Here is a 22,749-nt window from a genome sequence, read left to right on the forward strand (position 1 = left end):
GACGCGGGACAAGAAGGCACAGAGCCGGAAGCTGGTTAGATAGAGCAAAGCGACGCTGAGGGAGTCCGCGCAGGCGGCCCCGCAAACAGATGGAGACACCATGAGCATGGCCACCGGGGCGGACACGCAGTCGCCTGCGCAGCATGTTGCTGACACCCACGATTTGATCAGCGTGCAGGGCGCGCGCGAGAACAACCTCAAGGACGTCAGCATCGAGATCCCGAAGCGCCGGCTGACGGTGTTCACCGGCGTCTCCGGCTCGGGCAAGAGCTCCCTGGTGTTCGCCACGATCGCCGCAGAGTCGCAGCGGATGATCAACGAGACCTACAGCGCCTTCGTGCAGGGCTTCATGCCGACGTTGTCGCGGCCGGAGGTGGACCACCTCGAGGGATTGACGACGGCGATCATCGTCGACCAGGAGCGGATGGGCGCCAACCCCCGGTCCACCGTCGGCACCGTCACCGATGCCAACGCCATGCTGCGCATCCTCTTCAGCCGGCTGGGATCACCGCACGTGGGACCCCCCACGGCGTTTTCCTTCAACGTCCCGACGCGGAAGGCAAGCGGCGTGATGAGCACCGAGAAAAGCGGCCGGGTCGAGAAGAATGTGGTGCACGACGCGGTTTACCTGGGCGGCATGTGTCCGCGCTGCGAGGGCATGGGCTCGGTCTCCGACTTCGACCTCACTGCGCTCTACGACGACTCCAAGTCGCTCGCTGGCGGTGCCCTGACAATCCCCGGCTACAGCATGGACGGCTGGTACGGCCGCATCTTCAGCGGCGCCGGCTTCGACATGGACAAGCCGATCGCGAAGTTCACCAAAAGGGAAATGCACGACCTGCTCTACAAGGAACCGACCAAGATCAAGGTTGAGGGCATCAACCTGACGTATGAGGGGCTGATCCCGAAGATCCAGAAGTCCATGCTGTCCAAGGACGTCGAGGCGATGCAGCCCCACGTCCGGGCCTTCGTGGAGCGCGCCATCACGTTTCAGGCCTGCCCGGAGTGCGACGGCACGCGGCTCAGCCGGGAGGCCCGGTCCTCGAAGATCCAGGGCAAGAACATCGCCGACCTCTGCGTGATGCAGATCAGCGACCTGGCCGCGTGGGTCCGCGAGCTCGATGCGCCTTCGGTCGCGCCGCTCCTGAACGGCTTGCGGCACCTGCTCGACTCGTTCGCCGAAATCGGGCTGGGTTACCTCTCCCTGGACCGGCCGGCGGGCACGCTGTCCGGGGGAGAGGCCCAGCGCACAAAGATGATCCGGCACCTGGGCTCGTCCCTCACAGATATCACCTACGTCTTTGACGAGCCGACGATCGGCCTGCACCCGCACGACATCGAGCGGATGAACCAGCTGCTGCTGCAGCTGCGCGACAAGGGCAACACCGTGCTTGTCGTCGAGCACAAGCCGGAGACCATCGCGATAGCCGACCACGTCGTTGACCTCGGTCCCGGCGCAGGCACCGAGGGCGGCAGTGTCTGCTTCGAGGGAAGCGTGGAGGGGCTGCGGGGGAGTGACACCATCACCGGCCGCCATCTCGACGACCGGGCCGCGGTAAAGGAATCGGTACGCCCGTCCTCGGGCGCACTGGAGGTCCGTGGTGCCTCCACCAACAATCTCCAGGGTGTGGATGTCGACATCCCGCTCGGCGTGCTCTGCGTGGTCACCGGCGTCGCCGGCTCAGGGAAGAGCTCGCTGATCCACGGCTCGGTGGACGGACGCGACGGTGTGGTGGTAATCGACCAGGGTGCCATCAAGGGGTCGCGCCGCAGCAACCCCGCGACGTACACGGGCCTCCTCGAGCCGATCCGCAAGGCATTCGCGAAGGCCAACGGCGTGAAGCCGGCGCTGTTCAGCTCCAACTCGGAAGGCGCCTGCCCCACCTGCAACGGCGCGGGTGTCATCTTCACCGAACTCGGTGTCATGGCCACCGTCGAGTCCATCTGCGAGGACTGCGAGGGCAAGCGATTCCAGGCCTCGGTGCTGGAGTACAGGCTGGGCGGCTACAACATCGCCGAAGTGCTGGCAATGTCGATGACCGAGGCCGAGGTGTTCTTTGGCGAAGGGGAAGCCCGCACGCCGGCGGCCCACAAGATCCTCGACCGGCTCGTGGACGTCGGGCTCGGCTACCTCACCCTCGGCCAGCCGCTCACCACGCTATCCGGCGGTGAGCGGCAGCGCGTCAAGCTCGCCACCCAGATGGCAGAGAAGGGTGACATCTACGTCCTCGACGAGCCCACCACCGGCCTGCACCTCGCCGACGTCCAGAACCTGCTGGGCCTCCTGGACCGGCTCGTCGACTCCGGCAAGTCGGTTATCGTCATCGAGCACCACCAGGCGGTCATGGCGCACGCCGACTGGATCATCGACCTCGGCCCCGGTGCCGGCCACGACGGCGGCAGGCTTGTTTTCGAGGGCACCCCCGCCGACCTCGTCGCTGCCCGCGCCACGCTCACCGGCCAGCACCTGGCGGCCTACGTCCGTTCGTGACCCGCCCGGTCATTGCCGCGGCCGCGGTTGCGGCTCCGGGTGCCACCGGATCGCTCCGATGGCACCCGGAACTGCGGGCAGCCCGCCGCTGCTGCTCAACCGATTCGGTATCGGCGGATTCCAGCGTGGTCTGAGAATGTGGACTAATCTGGGGCCGTGGCAAGCATTCGAGAAGCTCAAAAGCAGATGACCCGCCGACTTTTTCTCGAGAAGGGGCTGGAGCTTTTCGAGGAAAAGGGGTTCGCCGCCACCACGGTGGATGACATTGCCGCTGCCGTAGGCACCACCAGGGCAACCTTCTATTCGCATTTTCCGTCCAAGGCCCAGCTCATGCGCTCGCTCGTCGAGCGGTCCAACGAGATACTGACCGATGCCGATGTGCCGCCGCTGCATTCGGTGGTGGAATCCGGGGACCGCAAGCTGATCAGGGTCTGGCTTGCACGGAAATTTGACCAATGGGCCGACATCCGTCCCTATGTGGTGGCGGCGCACCAGGCCGCGGCCAGCGAACCGGACATCCAGGCCGCTTTGGATCAGTGGTTCGACCTGGCAATCGATGACATGCAGGCCGGCCTGGACCGGGCCGGGCGTTTTGACCCACCCAGCCGCCGTGTCCGGTGCACGCTGGCCTTCGGAGAACTGGAGTTCTTTTCCCGGCGCTGGATGCGGCTCGGTTGGACCGTAGACCGCGACACTTCTCTGGATCTGATGGTCGAGAACTGGTGCTTCCTGCTGGCTGAGTGAGCAGGAAGCACCGGGGCGCAGTCTATTGACTGCGCCCCGGCGTTTTCAGGTGCCCCACGACATCAGTGCCCCTGGTCTTCCGCCGCCTTGCGTGTGGTGAACGGCAGGACCAGCCTGGACTGGTGGGCGGCGTCGCGGTAGATCTTATGGGTGACGGGCCGGCCCACGGGCAGGTGGAAGGCATCCGGCGGCAGCAGCGCATTGTGCTCGTCGGCCAGCGGCTCGCCGTTGGACAGTTCCACCGTCAGCTTGTGCCCCGGCTTGAACGTGTTCGCGAACGGATAGAGGCGCAGCACGTACTCCTCGATCGTCCCCGGCTCCACCGGCACGGAACGGGTGTGCGCGTGGTACGGGTTGCCCTCGGTGGTTCGCTCGTCGAGTTCGCGGTGCGAGGCCTTCAGGTAGCCGCTGGTGATCAGCTGGCGCGGGCCGTTGGGAGCGTAGTCCCACAGGCGCAGGATGAAGTTGGTGTCCGGCTGGTCGATCTCGGCGAAGATGTGCGCGGCACCGGCGCCGATCATCTCCGTGTCCTCCTCGAAGACAGGGGTGGACCAGCTGATGATCTCCACCTTGTCCGTCACCGTCAGCGGCGCCTGGTAGAAGCCGTCCGGGGCGGCGTACTCCGCCCCCATCGGCTCGGGCTGTTCGGACAGCGTGTGGCGCGGGCGCAGATAGAGGGACTTGTACTCGATGTCCTTCGGCGGCCACGCCTCGGCGGTCACCACCTCCCGGGAACCCTCCACAAAGACGCTCACGGCCGGTTCGTCCATGACGCCGTTGTCGATGCCCTTGATCCAGTAGTCGTACCACCGGAACATCTTGTCGTGCTCCTCGATAAAGGGACGCGACTGCATCGGCGGGTAGGGACCGATGTCCAGCTTCTTGGGGCCCTTCAGCTTATTGAACAGCTCGATCGTGCCATCCAAGGTCCAGCCGCGGCCCTGGTCGAGCTGCAGCCAGACCGGGATGTCGATGTTCGGGGCCAGCGAGACGGGGTTGCGCTCCTCGTACCAGTCCCCGTCCAGCTCGTTCATCACGATGTCGAACCAGACCTCATGATTCTTCGGGTAGTTCAGGACATGGACCAGGTTCGGCCAGGCGGCCACGTCCGGATCCTGCAGCCGCTCCTGGACCAGCTTCTTCAGTTCATCGGGGGAGTACTTCTCGATCATGCGGGACTTCACGCCGTCGGTGAACGCCCAGCCGGAGTCGCCGCCGCGGCCCTCGCGGGCGGCGCGCGGCATGAACCACATGACGCCGCCGTGGTAGGTGGTCTCGTAAAAGTCGTAGTGGCCGCCGGAGACGAAGATCGCCTTCAGGTGCGGCGGGCGCTCGGCCGCGGCCAGCACCTGCATGGAGCCGAAGTAGGAGATGCCGACCATGCCGACGTTGCCGTCGCACCACGGCTGCTCGGCGACCCATTCGATGAAGTCGTACGCGTCCTGGCCCAGGGAGACGCCGCCGGCGTTGTAATTGCCGATGTGCTCGCCGCCGGAGTGGCCGGAGCCGCGCAGGTCGCCGATGACGTGGACGTAGTCCTCCTTGACGATGCGGGCGATGTCCCCGGCCTCGATGCAGCCGTCCCACATGGGGCTGGGGCGCCGCTGCGGCGGGGTGGTGAGGGCCAGCGCCTGCAGCTCCTTGCCGTAGGGGCTCAGTGCCACCAGGGCGGGCCGCGGCTTGTCCTCAGTACCGTGATAGGCGTCCGCGGCGAGCTCGACGCCGTCCCGCATCGGGACCCGGAGATCCTTGCGGACAGCAATCTTTTCCCCGCCGGCATCCAGCATCTTTAGGTCATCCATGGGTGCGTAGCTCCTCATGCTTGGTCATTTGGTCAAAGGTTGTGCGGTAGCCGTGGAGCGTCGTGAAGAACGGGGACGGCTCCAGGCTGGGGTCCCCCGCGTAGCCGAGTTCTTCAGCAACGCGGGCGAAGGGCGAGTATGGCGAGTCCGTGTCCTGCAGCCCGGCGTCCAGGCAGCGGCAGGCCGCGTCACCGACACGGGCCTCGATCTCTTGGCTCGCCTGGAGCGCTTCCCTGGCCTGTTCCGCGTCGAGCTCGACGCCGTACGGCGTGCCGTCCGCGCGGCGGTACGGGTGCCCGAGGTAGAGATGCTGCGGACGGATCTCCTCACGCAGGTACTGAAGGCCTGCGCGATAGCCGGCCGGGTCCACGAAACCGGGGAACCCGTTGGCCGCGCCGTGGACCTGGACGGCGTCGCCGACGAACACGTCGTCCTGCCCGTCGATGACGTAGGCGACCGACCCGGGGGTATGTCCCGGGATTGAGTGAACGGAAACGGTGACGTCACCACCGAGGGAGATTCTCTCGCCGCCCCGCACCAACAACGTCGGTTCCATCTCGCCGGAGATAACCGCGTCCGCGGCGGCCGACAGCCTCGATTCACCGTCAGGGTCGTGCAGGTACTGCGCCCGGCCGGCGACGTATTCGTCCACGTGCGCCCTTCGCGAGCGCAGCAGCGGCGCGTCGGCCTCGTGGATAACGACCTGCGCGCGCCGTCCGGTGAGTTCCCACAGGGCGTGGGCACCGCCGACGTGGTCGATATGCCCGTGAGTCAGCAGGATCCAGCGGACGTCCTCGATCCGGCGGCCGATCGCCGCCAGCGCGGGCGCCAGTCCTTCCGCGGGCGAGGATGCGATCCCAGTGTCCACGATGGCGGGCTCCGGGGCGTCGATGAAGAAGCTGTAGAGACCGAACCGGCCCCACGGCGAGACGATGGGATGAACAGCGACTGCCGGCGTCATTGCCCGGCGTTCCCGTCCAGGAAGGCGGCCGTCTCACCGAACGCCCGGTAGAACTCCGGGAGCCAGGAGAAGTTTGCGACGAAGCCGTGGTTTGCCCCCGCGTAACGGCTGACCGTCGCGTCCACGCCGGCCTCCGTCAGTCGCTGGCCGTAGAGTTCGCCCTCATCGCGCAGGGGATCGTACTCCGCGGTGATGACCAGGGCCGGTGGCAGGCCGGCGAGATCCTCGCGCTTGATGGGGGAGACGAGGGGATCCGACGGATCCGCCCCGTTCCCGAGGTAGAAGGAGTTGAACGGCAAAAGGCCCGCCGTCTCCAGCCCGTACCCCTCAGCGTTCTCCCGCAGTGAGGCGTAGCGGTCGACGTCGAAGTCCAGGTCCAGGGACGGGTAGAAGAGGACCTGGTGCGTGATGAGATCAAACCCGTCGTCGTGTGCTTGCGCGGCGACGGCCGCGACGAAGTTGCCACCCGAGCTGTCACCGGCGATGGCCAGGTTCTTCCCGTCCCAGCCCAGGCTCGCACCCTGCTCGGCGGCCCACCGGACCACCCCGTAGCAGTCGTCGAGGCCGGCCGGGAACGCGGCCTCCGGGGCGAGGCGATAGCCGACCGAGATGACCTTGTGGCCGGTCTCCCTCGCCAGCGACCGTGCCACGTGGTCGTGGGTGTCCAGGCTGCCCAGGAAGAATGCGCCGCCGTGGAAGTACACCAGCAGGCCGTAGGCGTCCGCCTCGGCAGGCGTGTAGATCCGCACGGGCACCTCGCCCGACGCCGTCACTGCCGTGGCGTCCTCGACAAGGAACAGCGGCAGCCGGTCCTCGAGAGGGAGCACCTGCGAAGCCTCCCCGGCGCGCATGGCCGCCGGGTTGAGCGGCGACCCGTCCGGTGCCGGCAGGGTGCCGAGGATTTTGGCGATTTCGGGATGGATGGTCATGGCGTTCACGCTTTCGATGCGGCGGCGGGCTTCTGGGACGTGGGTTTTTGCCCCGGGAAGACGTCATTGACCTCGTCCTCGGACCAGCCCTGGCGGGAGATACGCTGCAGCTCGTCCGTTACCGGCTTGCGGGTTGCCTGGAACAGGGCCAGTGCCTCCTTGACGGAGCCAGCCCCCGCAAGGGCATCGGCGAGCGCGCCGGCGTCCTCGATGGCCGAGTTCGCGCCCTGGCCCTGGTGGTGCAGCATCGAGTGGGCCGCATCGCCCATGACCACGACGGAGTCCGTGTGCCACGAGCTAACCGGGTCTATGTCGTAGACGGCGCGGATGTTCACGGTGTCCATGTCGAGGCCGCGGGCAATGTTGACAATCCGCTCGTCGAAGCCCTCCACTGTCGCCACGAGGTCGTCCTTCGTGATCGTGGGGGCCCAGGTGCTGTCCGGGCACAGTGCGGTGATATCGAACGACATCTGGTTGCGGTGACGCAGCGGCAGCAGGTAGACCTTCGTGCCCCTGCCCATGTACATCCGCAGGTTGTCGTCCACCACCATGCCGTGGGCGTCGTCGGCGGAGATCACAGCGCGGTAGGCGTGTTCGCCCGAGAACACCGGACCCTTGTCGCTGAAGAGCTGCTCACGCACCACGGACTTGATGCCGTCGGCGCCCACCACCAGGTCGGCCTCGACGCTCTTGCCGTTGGTGAACGTCAGGACGGGGCGGCCGCCCTTGTCCTCGATGGTTTCCAGCTTGTGGCCAAGGTGCACCATGCCCTCGGGCAGCACGCCCAGCAGGGCCTCGATGAAGTCGCCGCGGTGGATGAGGTGGGTCTGTGTCTGCTCGCCGAACTCCGGCCAGGTGTCCTTCATGATCGGCTCACCCGTGGCGGTGAGGATTTCGAAGTAGTCGCTCGGCGAGCTTACTTTCGCGATCGCGTCAAAGATGCCCCATTGGCTGAACCGGTGCATGGTGGCGGGACGCAGCCCGATGCCGGCGCCGACCTCCCGCATCTGGGAAGCCTGTTCGTACACGTTGACGTCGGCACCGAGCAGGCTCAGGGCTTTGGCCGCCGCGGCGCCGCCGTACCCCGCGCCGACGATGGCGATGTTGAGGTTCTTGATGTCTTCAGCCTTCATGGTTCATCTCCTTCTTGACGCTTGGCCCGGGCCAAGTGTTGGGGAACGGTGAGTGTGGTGGATTGTCCGGGGTCAGGCGTGAAGCGACAGGAAGTCGGCCGGGTTGTCCTCGAGCAGGAGTTTGAGGGTGGCGTCGTCGATTCCGGCTGCGCGCATGTCGGGGATCATGTCCTCGAAGATGTAGTTGATGGTGTGGCCCTTCACTCCCGGCCAGCCCAGTGGGCTGCAATTTGCGTCGGCCGAGACCAGGAGCTTGTCCGCATAGCCCTTGTTCACGAGGTGGACGAAGTGCTCCATGCGTTCGGCGCGCTTGCGGCCCCAGAACGGCGGATCGGGCAGTTCGAGGTCGTAGCCGAAGGTGTCGAAGCCGATGCGGCCGCCCTGCTCGTAGATCCAATCGTGGGGAGTGATCGGAGCGTTCAGGCCGTCGTCGGCGTGGCCAAAGAGCACGCGGTCCAGCGGGAGGCCCTCTTCGTTGAAAATGTTCACCGCCGGTTCGGGGTCGATGGCCAGGTGGGTCAGGACCGGTGCGCCGGTGACGACGGCGGCGCGGGCCGCGGCCCGGTAGATCCGCTGGTCCAGGTCCGTCATGCGTCCGCCGCGGCTCACACCGACCTTGATGACGCCGGCCTTGGCGCCTGTAGTGCCGATGCCGACGGTGATCTCGTGGATGAACACCTTCGTGAGGTACTCCACGGTGGCACGGGAGAAGTGCGGCAGGGCGGTGTCGCCGCCGACGAAGCCGGTGCAGGCCACGATGTGCACGCCCGTCTTCCGGGACAGTGACTTGTAGTAGTCGACGTCGCGGCCGTTGCAAATGCCCGTGGCGTCCACGAAGGTGCCGCCGCCGTATTCGCGGAATTTCCGCAGTTTCGGCACGGTTTCCTCGTAGGCCTGCTCCGGAGACTTCCACCACTTGGTGTCCAGTTCGGACCCGGGCATGCCGTAGCCGATGTGTTCGTGGACCGCCACGATTTCCAGTTCTTCGGCCGGGATGGTTCCCAGCACGGTGTTGACTTTGGTCATTTCGTTCACCTCGGGGTTCGAAAGCTTGTTGTGTGTGGGCCGCCGCGTGCTTAGCGCACGGTCAGCAGGTTGCGCGGGTTGTCCACGAGGATGCGCCGGGCGTCTTCCTCGCCCAGGCCGTGGGCCTTGAGGAAAGGCATGAAGGTGGTCAGGACGTGGCTGTAGGGCAGGTTGTACTCCGGCAGACCCTTGGCCACGCCGATCGAGTTGCCCGAAAGGATGATCCTTTCGGCATGGCCTGCCTTGACGAGCTCGAGCACCAGTTCGGCGCGATCGTGGTCGGTGAGGTAGTCCGCATGGTCGTTCAGGCCCACGTGGTCGATGCCGACGAAGGCTCCCCGGCCGGCCACTTCCATGGCGGAGCCGGCGCCGTCCTTGCGGTCGAGGCCGCCGACGAGCACCCGGTCGGCCCCGATCTGCTCGTCCAGGACGATGTCCAGATCGTGCAGGGCGTCGGCGCCGAAGCGGATGGAGACCGGGACGCCGGTGTCCCTGGCAGCGCGGGCGGAGCCGCGAAACAGGCTTTCCTCGGTCGGCGTCATACCGGCGCGGTCGGCGGTGGTGGCGATGATGCCAGCGGCGGCGCGGCGCTCGACCCGGGGAACCACCATCCCCTCCTTGACCTCCTTGCCGAAGAGATCACTGAACTTTTCGGCCGGCCACGGGGTGGGCGGGTTGGTCTGGGGCGTCAGGAAGTATCCGCCGAGTTCTTCCTCCGGGCCCAGGCCCGTGGAGGCGACGATGTGGACGCCGGTGGAGCGGGACAGTGCCTCGTAGAGCTTGAGGTCGCGGCCGTGGAACATGCCGGTGCTGTCCACGATCGTCTTCCCGCCGTGCCCGCGGAAGTCCTCGAGTTTCGCGGCCAGGGCCTGGAAGATCTCCGCCCGGTCCATGGAGATCTCCGGTGCGTACTGGGCGCCCGGGACCACCGACAACAAAGCCTCATGGAGCGCCACAACGCCCAGTTCCGAGGCAGGGGCGGGACCCAAGACCGTGTTGACGGTTTGCCCGGCGGGGGCGTGGAACGCGTCACCGGTATCGGCGGGTGTGGTGTGGCTCACTTGGCTTCTCCCTTGAGGATCGAGTGCTGCAATGCAGGGGTGCCGCGGAGTTCGACCGTGCCGTCGCTCCCTTGCGGTGCAGTCAGCCTCACATATTTCTTTACATGATGTCAAGGAAATTTGCAGGCCGTACGGCAGCTGAGCATCGGCGTGCTTATGAAACCAACGTTGCGTAAGTGCTCTTGACATCATGTAAACCTTGGCACCACACTGTGGGGAGCGCCACATCTACCTCCGGCCTACCGGCACTTACCCGGTAGGGCACCAGCAACGGCGCACCACCGGAGAATCGACCGGAAACAAAGGAGTTTCATYGATGAGTCAGACCACCACGGTGTCGAGCCGAGGCTCAGTACGAGCGACGTTCGTGGCCGCCTACAGCGCGGTCACACTCGCGCAGATCACCAACGCCCTGCCGGGTGCCCTCAGCGGCACCTTCGCCGCGGAATTCCATACCTCGGGCGCGGGCCTGACCTGGATCGCGGGCATGTTCTTGATGGGTATCGTCGTGTTCGAGCTCAGCTGGGGGCTCCTGGGTGACCTGTTCGGACRCAAGAAGCTTCTGTACATCGGCGCCGGGGTCAGCATCGTCGGCTCCGTCCTTGCTGCGCTGGCGCCGACAACCGAGATGATGATCACCGCGCAGGCCGTCGGCGGCATCGGGGCGGGCATCCTCTTCCCCATTTCGCTGTCCATGATCGCGGCGATCACCCCGGACCACCGGGCGCGGGCCCGGGTCATTGCCACCTGGGCCGGGTTCCTGTCGCTCGGCGCGGTGATCTCCCCCCTGCTCGCCGGCCTCACGGCCCAGTTCTTCACCGTGCCAGGCGCTGCGGCTGGCACGCCGAACGTGTTCAGCGGCTGGCGTGTCGCCTACTTCGTTGCGGCCGCCGTCGCCGTGGGCGTTCTCATCGTCGCGCTCCGGGCGAAGGACTCCGCGGCCGCGGAGGGACGCAAACTCGACCTGCCCGGCCAGTTCACCCTCGCGCTCGGCCTCATCGCCGTGCTTTTTGCGACGGTTCAGGCGGTCGATGCGGGCTTCGGCGCTTCGGATGTCGTCGTTAGCTACGTCATCGGCGGCATCCTTTTGGTCCTCTTCCTCGTCATCGAGACGCGGACCAAACAGCCGCTCATCCACCTTTCCCTGTTCAAGAACAGCGCCTACTCGATCACAGGCGTCGTCGCGGTCACCGGCATGTTTGCCTTCCTCGCGATCTGCTTCAGCACCAGCGTCGCCGTCGGCGGCCTTGCCCTGGCCGAGACCTGGAAGGTCGGGGTGCTGTTCGTCTTCATCCAGGGCCCCGCGTTCGCCTTCATCCCCGTGGTGGGGTGGCTCATCCACCACATAGCGCCGCGCTGGGTGCTCACCTCGGGCTTCGCCTTCATGGCCATCTCCGGCTTTTGGCTCTCGACGTTCTCCCTGGGCGCGCCGGAGGCCTTCGGCGGTACCCCGTGGACGGCCTTCATTCCGCCACTTCTGCTGCTGGGCATCGGATTCGCGCTCACAGTTGGCTCCATCACTTCCGTGGCGATCAACACCGTCCCGCCGCAGCACATCGGCATGGCGTCGGCGACGACGAACCTGCTGCGGGACCTTGGCTTCGCCCTTGGCCCGGTCATCGGCTCGGCCATCGCGTTCAGCATCGGCGCCTCAGCCTTCGCGGGCCCCCTCGGCGGGATCCTCGGCGGGGCGGGGCTGCCCGCCAACGCAGTCGCCGGGCTCTCCCACGTGCCGCCCCTGGGCTATCTCTCGGGCTGGGACGGCGTCATCGCCCAGTTCTCCGGCCAGGCACTGGCCGGGGGCGCGCCCGCCCCTGCTGTCGACGGCATGGTTCAGGCCCTCACCGCCGCGCAGCAGCAGATACAGGGCGTGGCCGGAGCCTCGCTCGGCCAGGGCTTCCAAACGGTCTACCTCGTCGCTGCCATCGCGGCAACAGCCTCCGCCCTCCTCACCCTCTTCATCTCCGCTCGTTCTTCGGCGCCCACCCCCGACGCCATCGCAGAGACGACAGAGGCCACCGCTGACGTGGCCGTCTGAGACTGACGGCTTCACGTCACTACCCACTACCCACAACCCACAATCCGCAAGGAGAACACCGTGACTGCACCCACCGAATCCGGCATCGACATCTGGGCCGACGACGTCCTGGTCGACCCCTACCCCACGTATGCCTCGCTCCGCGAGCAGGCCGCAGTGGTGCACCTTCCCAAGAACGAGCTGTACGTCCTAACGCGCTACGACGTTATCCGTGACGCACTCGGTGATCCGGAGACCTTCTCGTCGACCAGCATCGGCTTCAACCCGATGGTGAACGAGGCGCTGCAGGGCACCTCGCTTGCCTCCGACCCGCCCATTCACACGCAGCTCCGGGCCACGCTGTCACAGAACCTCACCCCCCGCGCACTCCGCGGCCTGAAGGTCGTCATCGACGAAAAGGCGGACCAGCTCGTCGCCGAGCTCGCCGCCAGCGGCAGCTTTGAGGCCATCGACTCCCTGGCCCGGGCCTTCCCGATCGAAATCGTTGCCGACCTCATTGGCTTCAGCGGACACGTCAAGGACAACATGCTGCGCTGGGGCCAGGCCGCGATGCAGGTCATCGGCCCGCTGAACCAGCGCACGCAGGAGAGCTTCCCGATCGCCGGCGAGCTCTACGGCTGGTGCTCGTCGGTCACCGCCGACGACCTCACACCCGGCTCAATCGGCCGCGGAATCTTCGACGCCGAGACACGCGGCGACATTCCCCAAGGCTCTGCGGGGCACATCATCCACCAGTACCTGGGAGCGGGCGTCGACACGACAATCGCGTCAATCGGGAACATCATTGCGCTGTTCGGCCACCACCCCGGGCAGTTCGGGCTGGTCCGGGAGAACCCGGAACTCGTCCCCGCGGCGTTCGCCGAAGTGCTGCGCTACTGGGCACCGGTCCACATCTGGGGCCGCAGGGCAACCCGCGACGTGGAAATCGACGGAGCCACGATTCCTGCCGGGGCGCAGGTGGGCATCCTCTTCGGCGCCGGCAACCGGGACCCGCGGCACTACGAGAATCCCGACACCTTCGACGTGATGCGCAACCCGGTGGACCACCTGTCCTTCGGCTATGGACCGCACGGCTGCGCCGGCCAAGGCCTGGCGAAACTTGAAGCCCATGCGATCATTGAGGCCCTTGCCCGCAGGGTGAAAACGCTGACGATTTCCGATGAAGTCCGGGAGCCGAGCAACATCACGCGGAGCCTCGAGTTGCTCCAGGTCACCAAGGTGGTGGCAGCATGAGGATCCAACTCGACCGGCCGCGCTGCGAGGGACACGGCCTCTGCGAAGAGGCCGCTCCCCGGCTGATGCACCTCGACGACGACGGCGAGCTGGTAATCGACGTTCCGGACGCGGAAGGGGCTGACCTGGACGCCGCGAAGGCGGCGGTAAGGGTCTGCCCGGTTGCCGCGCTGCGGTTGGCCGCGGCATGACGATGCGCAGGATAGTGGTGGTTGGCAACGGCATCGCCGGGCTCACGGCCTGCGACTCGCTGCGCTCGGCCGGCTTCGATGGTGAGCTCACTGTTGTGGGCGCCGAGCGCCACCATCCCTACAGCCGGCCAGCCCTCTCCAAGGCGCTGCTGCACAGTGTTGATGGGGACAGTGTTGATGGGAACAGCGTCGATGGGAAAAGCGACGATGTACTCCAGGCCCATGTGCTCCCCGAGCCGACCCACGAAGCAACCGAGCTGCTCGGAGTCAGCGCCACGGGCCTGGACGTTGACGCCCGGCTGGTTCGCCTGGACGGGGGCGATGAGCTGCCGTATGACGGCCTCGTCATCGCTTCCGGTTCCCGGGCGAAGCGCCTCGCCCCGGGGCAAGGAGCAGCTGGACCGCGACAGGACGGCTCCCTCCGGGAGCTCACCCTGCGCACCATCGAGGATGCGATCCTGCTCAAAGAGCTGGCCGCATCGCGCCCGTCAGTTATTGTGGTCGGCGGCGGACCGCTCGGCGTTGAGGTCGCGTCCGGTTGCCTGCACGTGGGCTGCGAGGTCACCCTCGTCTCCGACGTCAAGCCGCTCTCGCGTCAGCTTGGCGACCATCTGGCCGACATCTTCACCTCCGCCGCCGTCCGGCGCGGACTGCGGGTGGTTGGCGGTGGGAAGGCCCGTCTTCTCGATCACGGTACCGGGGCAAAAGTCGTCCTTGCCGACGGCACCGAACTGGAGGCGGACCTTGTGGTCACCGCTATCGGCGACGAGCCAAACATCGGCTGGCTGGCTGGCTCGAACCTCCTCGTCGACGGGCAGCTGCGTGTCGACTCGCGCGGCAGGCTCCGGCCGGACATCGTCGCCGCCGGCGACGTGGCGTTCTWCCCGASCMGTCGAGGGGTGGAACGGGTGCCCCTCTGGACCAGCGCCATCGACCAGGCCAAGATCGCCGCCGTCGGCCTGCTCAAGGGTGACGCGGCGCCCGAGTTCGACTTCCAGCCGTACTTCTGGACAGAGGGCTTCGGCCTGTCGCTCAAGTCGGTGGGCTTCGCGCCGGTTGTCGGGACTCCCGATTTCTGCGAGCCCGGCGAGAGTGCGGATTCGATGCTGCTGCGCTGGGACAACATGGACGGTTCAGGCACCGCCGTCGCGATCAACTACCGGATCCCCATCCCCAAACTGCGCCGGCTGGCCGACGTCGGTCCGGCCGCGGTGCGTCCGGCGGCGCCAGCTCGTGTCTGACGCCGCACAACACCGTTAGGATTGATCCATGTCGTCGTTGCGAGAGGCCCAGAAGCAGCTGACCCGCGACGTGATCGTCGAACGGGCACTTGAACTCTTCACCGAGAAGGGCTACGCCGCGACGACGATCGATGAGATTGCCGCTGCGGCAGGAACCACCCGGGTGACTTTTTACGCCTACTACCCCTCGCGCAGCGACCTGATGCGGGACTTCATGGCGCGCGTCAACGCTGTGCTGGACCGCGCGGACGGCCCCGAACGGGGATCGACCGCGGCCGAGCTCGTCGACGTCGTGCGCGCAGGCGAGCTGCCGGGCATCCTGGCCTGGCTGGAGTCGCGGGCGGCGCTCTGGCCAGTCTTCCGCCCGTACCTCGACGTGCTCGAGGAGGCAGCCGCCGTTGATCGCGAGGTGCGCGCCCTGGTCGAGGGATGGCATGAGGAGGTCATCTCCGATCTCGTGCGCGGAATGGAGCTGGCAAGTCGCTTCTCGGAGGAGACGCGCCACATTCGCGGCACTCTCGCGTTCACCTCGCTCGACTACGTCGCCACGCTCTGGACACGACGGAAGTTTGAACCAAACCGCGACCACGCACTCGAGGTGCTCGCCGACAACTGGTACCACCTGCTCTGCGACGAAGGCTGAACCGGATGGAAAGTATGGGCGCAGCCGAAGTACCGGCGAAGGCTGTGGACCACCGGTCCCTGGCCGTCTCGGTGATCGACATTTCCTCCGATATCCGCCGGAAATCGCACAATGACACCGGCGTCCGGCCGCTGTCCAATGGCGTGCTGGAAATCCTCCGGGTCATCGAGAACCACCCCGGCATCACCGTTGCGGACGTTGCCTCGCGTCTCGGGCGGCAGTTCAGCAACGTCAGCGTCCAGCTCCGGGAGCTGGTCGCCGCGGGCCTTGTCACCCGCACCCGCGACGCAGCCGACAAGCGGTACGTCGCCCTCCACCCCACGGCGGAGTCCCAGCGGATCAAGACCCTCCTTGAGGGCGCCTGGGCGGAAGCGCTGGAGTCGGCGAGTTCCCGGCTGCTGCCCGAAGAGCGCGAGCAAATCGCCGCCAGCCTGCCGGCCCTGCAGCGCCTCGCCTCGATCATCGCCGAGCCCGAGTAGCGCACATCACCTCCACGCCCTGCCTAAGAACTCATGCGAAGTAGTTATACTTTTGTAAGTATTAATACTTGAAGGGTGGATTTTGATATGGCAACACAGCTAGCAGATGCAGGGACAAAGCAGGGGAGCAGGCCCAGCAGCAGCTGGTGGGCGCTGGTATTCCTGGCCCTCGCACAGTTCATGGTGGTCCTGGACGGCACGATCGTGAACCTGGCACTGCCGCGTCTCCAGATCGAGATGGGGATCAGTGACTCGGCGCGTTCCTGGGTGGTCACGGCCTACGCACTGGCCTTCGGCGCCTTCCTGCTGCTCGGAGGCCGGATCGCGGACTTCTGGGGCCGGAAACGGACCTTCCTCGTGGCCGCCGCAGGTTTCGCGGTCGCGTCTCTGCTCGGCGGCATCGCGCAACAGCCCTGGGAACTGATCGGTGCGCGCGCCCTGCAGGGCGTGTTCGCTGCGCTGCTGGCCCCCGCCGCCCTGGCGCTGCTGAACGTCGCCTTTCCGGGCGGAAAGGACCGCGGCACGGCGTTCGCGATCTTCGGCTCCATCACTGGCGTCGGTGCCGCCGTCGGCGTCCTGCTGGGAGGTTTCCTGACCGAACACGCGAGCTGGCGCTGGTGCTTCTTCGTGAACGTGCCGATCGCCGCCATCGCCCTCGCCGGCGTGTGGTCTCTGGTCAGCGAAAGCAAGGCCCAGGGGTCCACCAAATATGACTGGCCCGGCGTCGTCCTGGCCGCCCTGGGTTTGGGGTCCCTCGTCTACGGCTTCACCAATGCGGAGCACGGCTGGGATGCCCCCGAAGCCTGGGGATTCATTGCAGCCGGCGTCGTACTCATGGCACTCTTCGTCCTGGTCGAGGCCACCGTCAAGCACCCGCTCCTGCCGCTGCGCGTGGCCACCGAGCGCAACCGCGGAGCGGCGTTCCTGGCCTCGTTCCTGTCCGGCGCGGTCCTGATCGGCGGCATTCTGTTCATCAACTTCTACATCCAGATTGTGCTTGGCTTCGCCCCGTTCCTCGCCGGGCTTGCTTCCCTGCCCATGACGGTGGCACTGATCATCACGGCGGGGGTTGTCGCGAAGAACCTGCCGAAGCTGGGTGCAAAGATCCCGACGGCCGCGGGTCCGGTCTTCATGGCGGCGGCGATGCTCTGGCTCACGCAGGTCAGCGCCGAGGGCCTCTACCTCGTCAACATGCTGCCCGCGCTCCTTCTCCTGGGTGTCGGGCTTGGCATGGTGTTCGTGCCGATGCAGAACCTGGCGCTGTTCGGCGTGGACAAGGATGATTCCGGTGTGGCCAGCGCCTTGGTCAACGCCTCGCAGCAGATCGGCGGCTCCCTCGGCATCGCTCTCTTCAGCACCATCGCGGCCGCGGCCGGCGGTGTCTCACTGGCGGCCCTCTCAGACGGCTACGCCAAGGTGTTCCTCTGGGCCGCAGGTGTTGCGATCCTGATCGCTCCGATTGCCCTGCTGCTCATCAACATCGACCGCAAGAAGTTCACCGGCACCGACGGCGACGCCCCGATCGTCCACCTGGGCTGAGCCCCGTCTTGCGCAGATGACTCAGTTCGCAAGGGTCAGGAAATCTGCAGTCCTCCGTTAATGTCATACGTCGCGGCCGTGATGAAGCCGGCATCCTCGCCCAGCAGGAACACCATCAGCGCGGCGATGTCCCGTACGGTTCCCACCCGGCCCACCAGGATGTCGGCAGCCATGGCGGCTTTTCGCTCATCCGTGAGTGTTCCACCCATGATGTCCGTGTCCACGGGGCCGGGAGCCACGCAGTTGACGGTGATTCCGTGCTGGCCCATTTCCCGAGCCAGAGCCCGTGTGAAACCGATGATGGCAGCTTTCGAGGCACTGTAAGCCACCTTGGAGTAGGTGCCGCCTCCGCGCTGGGCGGAGATGGACGAGACGCTCACGATCCTTCCTAGCTTCCGCTCGATCATGCCCTTGAGCACCCGCTGGGATACCAGGAACGTGCCGGTCATGTTGATTTTGAACACCCGCTCCCACGCCCCGAGCGTCTCGTCCATGAACTCCGTGGGTGAGCTGATACCTGCCAGGTTGGCCAGGCCAACGATCGGCGGCAGGGTGGATTCAACCTCGTCAATGGCGGCGTTGACGGCCTCCGGGTCGGAGACGTCCGCGCCCACGCCAATCGCCTGGACACCGTAAACGGCGGTGATTTCCTCCGCTGCGTTCCGGGCTGCGTCGCCGTCGACATCCAGGATCGCAACCGCCCAGCCTCCGCTGGCGAGCATTTCCGCCGTCGCCCGTCCGATGCCGCGGGGAGAGGCCGCGCCGGTCAGCACGGCGGTCCGCTTCACCGGAAACGCTTTTTGCTGAGTCATGTCCCTTAGCCCTTCGTCGCCTGATTGTCAGTTCTGGATGTCGAAGTCGTCGGAAGCTACAGCTTCTTCCCCGACCGTGGAGGGCGTACCGGGCTTCACATGTCCCTCCGGGCGCTTGCGTGCGTAGAGATAGGTCGCGACGGCCGTGATGCCGAGGCAGGCCGACAGGAACACGAGGCCGGAACGGTTATCGCCCGAGGCGTCATTTAGCAGCCCCACGGCGTAGGGAGCCACGAACCCGCCCAGATTACCGAGCGAATTCACCATGGCCAGACCGGCTGCTGCCGCAGCACCGACCAGGGCAGTCGCGGGCATGGCCAGGAACGGGGCAATAGCGGAGTAAATGCCCATGGCCGCCAGCGTCAGGGCCATCAGTGCCAGGATCGCGTTGACCTCGACCAGGTAGCCGGCAGCCAAGAGACCGATGGCCGCCATGATCATGCTCAGGGTCGCGTGCAAGACCCGGTTACCGGTACGGTCCGAGCGCTTGCCCCAGAAGTACACAAAGATCGCCGCAATCGTGTAGGGGATGGCAACGATAAAACCGACCTGCGTGGTGCTGAAGTCCCCGAGTGCGGCAACGATCGTCGGCATCCACAGCCCGAGGCCGTAGATACCGCAGACCAGCCCGAAGTACAGCGCTGCGTAGGCAATGGTCCGGGGGTCCTTGAGGCCGGCCAGGAAATGATGGGGCTGCCCCTTCTGCTTGTGGGCCAGCTCATCGTCCATGGTCCTGGTCAGCCATTCGCGCTCATCGTCGGCCAGCCAATGCGCCTGGCTGGGGCGGTCGGTCATCAGGACCGGGGTCAGAATCCCGAGGATGATGGCGGGGATGCCCTCAACGATGTAAAGCCACTGCCACCCCTGCAGGCCAAGAATGCCGTCCATCTGCAGCAGCAGGCCCGAAACCGGAGCGCCAAGGGCATTGGACACCGGCTGCGCCAGGATGAAGATCCCCAGCACCGTGACGCGCTGGGCGGCCGGGAACCACAGCGTCAGGTAGAAGAGGATGGCGGGGAAGAACCCTGCCTCGGCGGCACCGAGCAGGAACCGGACGATGTAGAAGCTGGTTTCGCCGTTCACCAGGCACATGGCGGTCGCAAAGATGCCCCATGAGATGAGGATCCGGGCGATCCATTTGCGGGCGCCGAACCGGTACATTCCGGCGTTGCTCGGGATTTCCAGCAGCGCGTAGCCGAGGAAGAAGATGCCCGCGCCGAGGCCGTATGCCGATGCGCTCAGGCCAATGTCCTCGCTCATGGTCAGCTTCGCGAAGCCGACATTGTTCCGGTCCAGGTACGCAATGAAGTAGAGCAGGACGATCAGTGGCATGATGCGGCGGCGCGCCCTGCGCAGCGTGCGCTGGCCGAGTTCGTCGAGATGATTGGCAGGATTGATGGAAGTCATGGTTCACCTCGCTGTGAGAAACGAGCCCCGCCGGGGTTCCTCAGCGGAACAGCTCATGTTTACCACTCTGCTCCGCAATAGTCACCACACTGAGTAATCGCACATGCAGATGGTTACCGGGATGGAAAGTAGCCGGCGGTCCCTGCGGTATTTAAACCGGAAAAGCCCCCTCGGGTGAGGGGGCTTTTCCGGTCTGCTGCTGGAATCCGTGGGGCTCAGATCCACTTCGGTGCGGCCGGAACCTTGCCGTTGCCGGCTTCAGCGCCGGACCCGCTGGCGGTGACGCCGCCGTTGCCGCGGCCGGCGGCCCATTCGACGACGGTCGCGAGCGGTCCGGAGACCACGGTAGGGGACGCCGACGTCGTGTCCCCGAATGTGAGGCCGCGGTCCGTTACCTTGACCACGAGGTCCGCATCGGTGCCGCGGGCCTTCCAGGCGCCGGTGATGTCCTTCAGGAGCCGCTCCAGCACGGGAACCGGGATGTCGGTGAAGCTGGCGCCGTTGGCCAGGTCCACGGCGTGCATCCAGACTTCCCGGCTGCGCATCCAGACCGTTTCGGTGGCAGGCACTTCCCGGCCCTGGATGGTGCGGACTTTGTGGCGCCAGGCGTCCCCGGGCAGGTCCCGCCATTCGACGTTCAGGTGCACGGCGGAGTGGTCGAACAGGTGCCGCAGCGCGATCGGGCTCAGGGTTGCCCCGAAGTCGATCTCGTGGTCGCGGACCGCGGTGGAGGCGTACATCGGGGTCTCCACCCCGGTGGCCGCCCACTCGATGAGCCGCGCGATCGCACGGGCGTTGTAGCCGATGTGCGCGGTGATGTGGCGTCGGGTCCAGCCCGGCAGCAGCGAATCGCCGTCGAGCTCGGCGTCGGAGAGCTCGTTGAGCTTGCGGGCGAAGAACGCCGTGCCCCGCCGGGCCTGCAGCAGGGCCGCAAGCAGCTCCGGGTCCGTCGTCTGGTCCTGGCGGGCAACCATCAGGCTTCCTTGACCACGCGGTTCTTCAGCTGGCCCAGGCCCTCGATGGTGGTGACGAGGATCTGGCCTTCCTGCAGGTAGCGCTTCGGGTCCTGGGCGTGGCCCACGCCTCCCGGAGTGCCGGTGGCGATGACGTCGCCCGGGTTCAGCGTGATGATGGTGGAGATGTAGGAGACCAGGAACTCCGGGGTGAAGACGACGTCGTTGGTCGGGGTCTGCTGCTGCACTTCGCCGTCGACCGCGGTGGTCATGAGGCCGCCGCTGAACTCGTCCTTGGTGACCAGCGCGGGGCCGAAGGGGGTGGACTTTTCCCAGGTCTTGCCCTGCAGCCACTGGATGGTGCGGAACTGGTAGTCGCGCATGGACACGTCGTTGAGCACGGCGTAGCCGGCGATGTGCTCCGCGGCGTCGGCTTCGCTGATCCGGCGGCCCTTCTTGCCGATGACGACGGCGAGTTCGGATTCCCAGTCGACGGTGCCGGATTCCTGCGGCAGGGCCAGATCATCGTTCGGGCCGATCAGGGATTCCTGGTACTTGGCGAACAGGGTGGGGAACTCGGGGACTTCCCGGCCCATTTCCTTGATGTGGTTGCGGTAGTTGTGGCCCACGCAGATGATCTTGCCGGGGGAGGGCACGACGGCGTCGAGGTTGGCGCCCTCGAGCGGGTGCGTGGCGCCTTTGGCTGCCTTCGCGGTGGCTTCCCAGTCCGCGGTGCGGAGCAGCTCTCCGACGTCGGCGAAGCCGTCGATCTCGGTCAGGGTGTCGCCGTCCTGGCGCACGGCCTTGGTGCCGGTTTGGGTGCGGAGGGTGAGGAGTCTCATGCGTTCTTGCGTCCTTCGAGGTAGGTGCGGTTGAAGTTCAGTCGTTCGAAAATGGGGGCGTCACTGAAGCGGAAGAGATCGAACTCGGTCTCAGCCTGCAATGACCAGGCGGCCCAGGACGGGACGACGAAGAGGTCGCCCTTCGCCAGGGTCCTGGTTTCGCCGTTCAGGACCACGGAGCCGGTCCCTTCGAAGACCTGCCAGACGCTGGAGCCGACCTCGCGGAGGGTCTCGGTGGCGGCGCCGGCACGCAGGCGGTGGAATTCGGCCCGGATGGTCGGCATCACATCCCCGCCCGTGGTGGGGTTGGTGTAGCGGACGGCGGCGTGGCCCTGGGACACGGTGGCCGGGTGGCCCTCGTCCTCCAGCAGCAGCTGCTCGGCCAGTGCGCGGTCCGTGTATTCCCAGCGGTACGCCGCGATGGGGGAGCTCGTGGTGTCGTCCAGGCCGGAGAGCGGGCGCAGGCCCGGGTGGGCCCAGAGCCGCTCGGAGCGGGAGATGTCCGGGGTGGCCTCATCGGTGACGCGCTCGGTGCCGAACTCGAAGAAGCCGGCGTCGGCGTAGTGCACGAACGGGATATCCAGGCCGTCGATCCAGGCCATCGGCTCATCGGTGTCGTTGTGGTGGCCGTGGAAGTTCCAGCCCGGGGTCAGCAGGAAGTCGCCGCGCGACATCCGCACCGGGTCCCCGTTCACCACGGTCCACACGCCCTCGCCCTCGACGACGAAGCGGAACGCGTTCTGCGAGTGCCGGTGTTCCGGCGCGGTTTCACGGGCACCGAGGTACTGGATGGCTGCCCACAGCGTGGGCGTGGCGTACGGGGTGCCGGCCAGGCCCGGGTTGGCCAGGGCAATGGCCCGGCGCTCCCCGCCCCGGCCCACCGGGACCAGATCCCCGGCACGGGCCGCCAGCGGGTACAGGTCGCTCCACCGCCAGACATGGGGGACCGCCTTGGGGGTCGGGACCATCGGCATCAAATCCGCGATCTCGGTCCAGAGCGGGATCAGGTTCTCCCGGTCAAAATCCCGGTACAGCTCTTTGAGCTGGGCAGCCTCTTCGGGCGTCGGCTCCGGAGCAGTGTGCCCCGCGGCCACTGATTCGTGAGTCGTGTTCTCGGCGCTGATGGACACGTGGGCCTCCTCGGTAGGTCAGAACAGTTCTTTGACGTGCTTCGACTCTACGGATGCCGATGTGTGATCCCCAACATATTCTGCTGGTCAGAAT

General features: G+C 66.4%; 20 protein-coding genes. 9 read left to right on the forward strand and 11 right to left on the reverse strand.

The window, feature by feature from the left end:
• The first annotated feature begins 100 nt into the window (after window positions 1-100).
• Together AC1D2F_RS11590 and AC1D2F_RS11595 are read left to right on the forward strand one after the other, a co-directional pair.
• The gene (locus AC1D2F_RS11590) at window positions 101-2,491 is read left to right on the forward strand and encodes an ATP-binding cassette domain-containing protein (protein WP_229992409.1); all 2,391 of its coding nucleotides are present in this window, start codon (window positions 101-103) and stop codon (window positions 2,489-2,491) included.
• 156 nt (window positions 2,492-2,647) lie between these two features.
• Complete coding sequence (locus AC1D2F_RS11595) at window positions 2,648-3,235, forward strand: TetR/AcrR family transcriptional regulator (protein WP_229992408.1); 588 nt, start codon at window positions 2,648-2,650, stop codon at window positions 3,233-3,235.
• 62 nt (window positions 3,236-3,297) lie between these two features.
• On the opposite strand, the gene AC1D2F_RS11600 is transcribed toward AC1D2F_RS11595, so the two are convergent.
• The 6 genes from AC1D2F_RS11600 to AC1D2F_RS11625 all read right to left on the reverse strand — a co-directional run bounded on the left by AC1D2F_RS11600 (window position 3,298) and on the right by AC1D2F_RS11625 (window position 10,147).
• Window positions 3,298-5,037 carry a CocE/NonD family hydrolase gene (locus AC1D2F_RS11600; protein WP_229992407.1) on the reverse strand — a complete coding sequence of 580 codons (1,740 nt, stop codon included), beginning with the start codon at window positions 5,035-5,037 and terminating at the stop codon, window positions 3,298-3,300.
• Window positions 5,030-5,998: an MBL fold metallo-hydrolase gene (locus AC1D2F_RS11605; protein ID WP_229992406.1), complete on the reverse strand. Its 969-nt coding sequence runs from the start codon at window positions 5,996-5,998 to the stop codon at window positions 5,030-5,032. The genes AC1D2F_RS11600 and AC1D2F_RS11605 overlap by 8 nt, the downstream gene beginning before the upstream one ends.
• Window positions 5,995-6,927: an alpha/beta hydrolase gene (locus AC1D2F_RS11610; RefSeq protein WP_364743138.1), complete on the reverse strand. Its 933-nt coding sequence runs from the start codon at window positions 6,925-6,927 to the stop codon at window positions 5,995-5,997. Before AC1D2F_RS11610 ends, AC1D2F_RS11605 begins: the two co-directional genes overlap by 4 nt.
• Before the next feature lie 5 nt (window positions 6,928-6,932).
• Window positions 6,933-8,060 (reverse strand): FAD-dependent monooxygenase, encoded by a 1,128-nt coding sequence (locus tag AC1D2F_RS11615; RefSeq protein ID WP_229992404.1) that lies wholly within the window; start codon window positions 8,058-8,060, stop codon window positions 6,933-6,935.
• A gap of 72 nt (window positions 8,061-8,132) precedes the next feature.
• On the reverse strand, window positions 8,133-9,086 hold the full coding sequence (locus tag AC1D2F_RS11620; protein WP_229992403.1) for a phosphotriesterase family protein: 954 nt from the start codon (window positions 9,084-9,086) through the stop codon (window positions 8,133-8,135).
• Between the two features lie 50 nt (window positions 9,087-9,136).
• Window positions 9,137-10,147, reverse strand: coding sequence for a phosphotriesterase family protein (locus AC1D2F_RS11625; RefSeq protein WP_476966764.1), 1,011 nt, complete (start codon window positions 10,145-10,147; stop codon window positions 9,137-9,139).
• Window positions 10,148-10,463: 316 nt separating this feature from the next.
• Between AC1D2F_RS11625 and AC1D2F_RS11630 the strand changes: the two genes are divergently transcribed.
• The 7 genes from AC1D2F_RS11630 (at window position 10,464) to AC1D2F_RS11660 (ending at window position 17,511) form a co-directional block, all read left to right on the forward strand.
• Complete coding sequence (locus tag AC1D2F_RS11630; RefSeq protein ID WP_476966765.1) at window positions 10,464-12,185, forward strand: MFS transporter; 1,722 nt, start codon at window positions 10,464-10,466, stop codon at window positions 12,183-12,185.
• 60 nt (window positions 12,186-12,245) lie between these two features.
• A complete protein-coding gene (locus AC1D2F_RS11635) occupies window positions 12,246-13,418 on the forward strand; it encodes a cytochrome P450 (RefSeq protein ID WP_229992400.1) in 1,173 nt (390 codons plus the stop codon).
• Window positions 13,415-13,609, forward strand: a complete 195-nt coding sequence (locus AC1D2F_RS11640) for a ferredoxin (protein WP_229992399.1) — start codon at window positions 13,415-13,417, stop codon at window positions 13,607-13,609. The genes AC1D2F_RS11635 and AC1D2F_RS11640 overlap by 4 nt, the downstream gene beginning before the upstream one ends.
• Window positions 13,606-14,850 carry an NAD(P)/FAD-dependent oxidoreductase gene (locus tag AC1D2F_RS11645; RefSeq protein WP_476966766.1) on the forward strand — a complete coding sequence of 415 codons (1,245 nt, stop codon included), beginning with the start codon at window positions 13,606-13,608 and terminating at the stop codon, window positions 14,848-14,850. The genes AC1D2F_RS11640 and AC1D2F_RS11645 overlap by 4 nt, the downstream gene beginning before the upstream one ends.
• 28 nt (window positions 14,851-14,878) lie before the next feature.
• The gene (locus AC1D2F_RS11650; RefSeq protein WP_229992397.1) at window positions 14,879-15,493 is read left to right on the forward strand and encodes a TetR/AcrR family transcriptional regulator; all 615 of its coding nucleotides are present in this window, start codon (window positions 14,879-14,881) and stop codon (window positions 15,491-15,493) included.
• A gap of 14 nt (window positions 15,494-15,507) precedes the next feature.
• Complete coding sequence (locus tag AC1D2F_RS11655) at window positions 15,508-15,972, forward strand: MarR family winged helix-turn-helix transcriptional regulator (RefSeq protein ID WP_476966767.1); 465 nt, start codon at window positions 15,508-15,510, stop codon at window positions 15,970-15,972.
• An 87-nt stretch (window positions 15,973-16,059) separates the two neighbouring features.
• On the forward strand, window positions 16,060-17,511 hold the full coding sequence (locus tag AC1D2F_RS11660; RefSeq protein ID WP_229992395.1) for an MFS transporter: 1,452 nt from the start codon (window positions 16,060-16,062) through the stop codon (window positions 17,509-17,511).
• Window positions 17,512-17,546: 35 nt separating this feature from the next.
• Here the strand turns inward: AC1D2F_RS11660 and AC1D2F_RS11665 are convergent, their stop codons facing one another.
• From AC1D2F_RS11665 to AC1D2F_RS11685, 5 genes are all read right to left on the reverse strand, one after another.
• A complete protein-coding gene (locus AC1D2F_RS11665) occupies window positions 17,547-18,323 on the reverse strand; it encodes an SDR family NAD(P)-dependent oxidoreductase (protein ID WP_229992394.1) in 777 nt (258 codons plus the stop codon).
• Between the two features lie 27 nt (window positions 18,324-18,350).
• Window positions 18,351-19,730 carry an MFS transporter gene (locus AC1D2F_RS11670; protein WP_229992393.1) on the reverse strand — a complete coding sequence of 460 codons (1,380 nt, stop codon included), beginning with the start codon at window positions 19,728-19,730 and terminating at the stop codon, window positions 18,351-18,353.
• A gap of 215 nt (window positions 19,731-19,945) precedes the next feature.
• Window positions 19,946-20,704: a maleylpyruvate isomerase family mycothiol-dependent enzyme gene (locus AC1D2F_RS11675; protein WP_476966768.1), complete on the reverse strand. Its 759-nt coding sequence runs from the start codon at window positions 20,702-20,704 to the stop codon at window positions 19,946-19,948.
• Complete coding sequence (locus AC1D2F_RS11680; RefSeq protein WP_476966769.1) at window positions 20,704-21,525, reverse strand: fumarylacetoacetate hydrolase family protein; 822 nt, start codon at window positions 21,523-21,525, stop codon at window positions 20,704-20,706. The genes AC1D2F_RS11675 and AC1D2F_RS11680 overlap by 1 nt, the downstream gene beginning before the upstream one ends.
• Window positions 21,522-22,655: a cupin domain-containing protein gene (locus AC1D2F_RS11685; protein ID WP_476966770.1), complete on the reverse strand. Its 1,134-nt coding sequence runs from the start codon at window positions 22,653-22,655 to the stop codon at window positions 21,522-21,524. The genes AC1D2F_RS11680 and AC1D2F_RS11685 overlap by 4 nt, the downstream gene beginning before the upstream one ends.
• Between the last annotated feature and the right edge of the window lie 94 nt (window positions 22,656-22,749).

The sequence above is a fragment of the Arthrobacter sp. P1_B3 genome (genome assembly GCF_056406615.1).

Excerpts from the sequence above, each read along its gene's own strand:
- AC1D2F_RS11590 (WP_229992409.1), top strand. The coding sequence starts at position 101 with ATGAGCATGGCCACCGGGGCGGACACGCAGTCGCCTGCGCAGCATGTT.
- AC1D2F_RS11600 (WP_229992407.1), bottom strand. The coding sequence starts at position 5,037 with ATGGATGACCTAAAGATGCTGGATGCCGGCGGGGAAAAGATTGCTGTC.
- AC1D2F_RS11605 (WP_229992406.1), bottom strand. The coding sequence starts at position 5,998 with ATGACGCCGGCAGTCGCTGTTCATCCCATCGTCTCGCCGTGGGGCCGG.
- AC1D2F_RS11610 (WP_364743138.1), bottom strand. The coding sequence starts at position 6,927 with ATGACCATCCATCCCGAAATCGCCAAAATCCTCGGCACCCTGCCGGCA.
- AC1D2F_RS11615 (WP_229992404.1), bottom strand. The coding sequence starts at position 8,060 with ATGAAGGCTGAAGACATCAAGAACCTCAACATCGCCATCGTCGGCGCG.
- AC1D2F_RS11620 (WP_229992403.1), bottom strand. The coding sequence starts at position 9,086 with ATGACCAAAGTCAACACCGTGCTGGGAACCATCCCGGCCGAAGAACTG.
- AC1D2F_RS11640 (WP_229992399.1), top strand. The coding sequence starts at position 13,415 with ATGAGGATCCAACTCGACCGGCCGCGCTGCGAGGGACACGGCCTCTGC.
- AC1D2F_RS11650 (WP_229992397.1), top strand. The coding sequence starts at position 14,879 with ATGTCGTCGTTGCGAGAGGCCCAGAAGCAGCTGACCCGCGACGTGATC.
- AC1D2F_RS11655 (WP_476966767.1), top strand. The coding sequence starts at position 15,508 with ATGGGCGCAGCCGAAGTACCGGCGAAGGCTGTGGACCACCGGTCCCTG.
- AC1D2F_RS11660 (WP_229992395.1), top strand. The coding sequence starts at position 16,060 with ATGGCAACACAGCTAGCAGATGCAGGGACAAAGCAGGGGAGCAGGCCC.
- AC1D2F_RS11665 (WP_229992394.1), bottom strand. The coding sequence starts at position 18,323 with ATGACTCAGCAAAAAGCGTTTCCGGTGAAGCGGACCGCCGTGCTGACC.
- AC1D2F_RS11670 (WP_229992393.1), bottom strand. The coding sequence starts at position 19,730 with ATGACTTCCATCAATCCTGCCAATCATCTCGACGAACTCGGCCAGCGC.
- AC1D2F_RS11675 (WP_476966768.1), bottom strand. The coding sequence starts at position 20,704 with ATGGTTGCCCGCCAGGACCAGACGACGGACCCGGAGCTGCTTGCGGCC.
- AC1D2F_RS11680 (WP_476966769.1), bottom strand. The coding sequence starts at position 21,525 with ATGAGACTCCTCACCCTCCGCACCCAAACCGGCACCAAGGCCGTGCGC.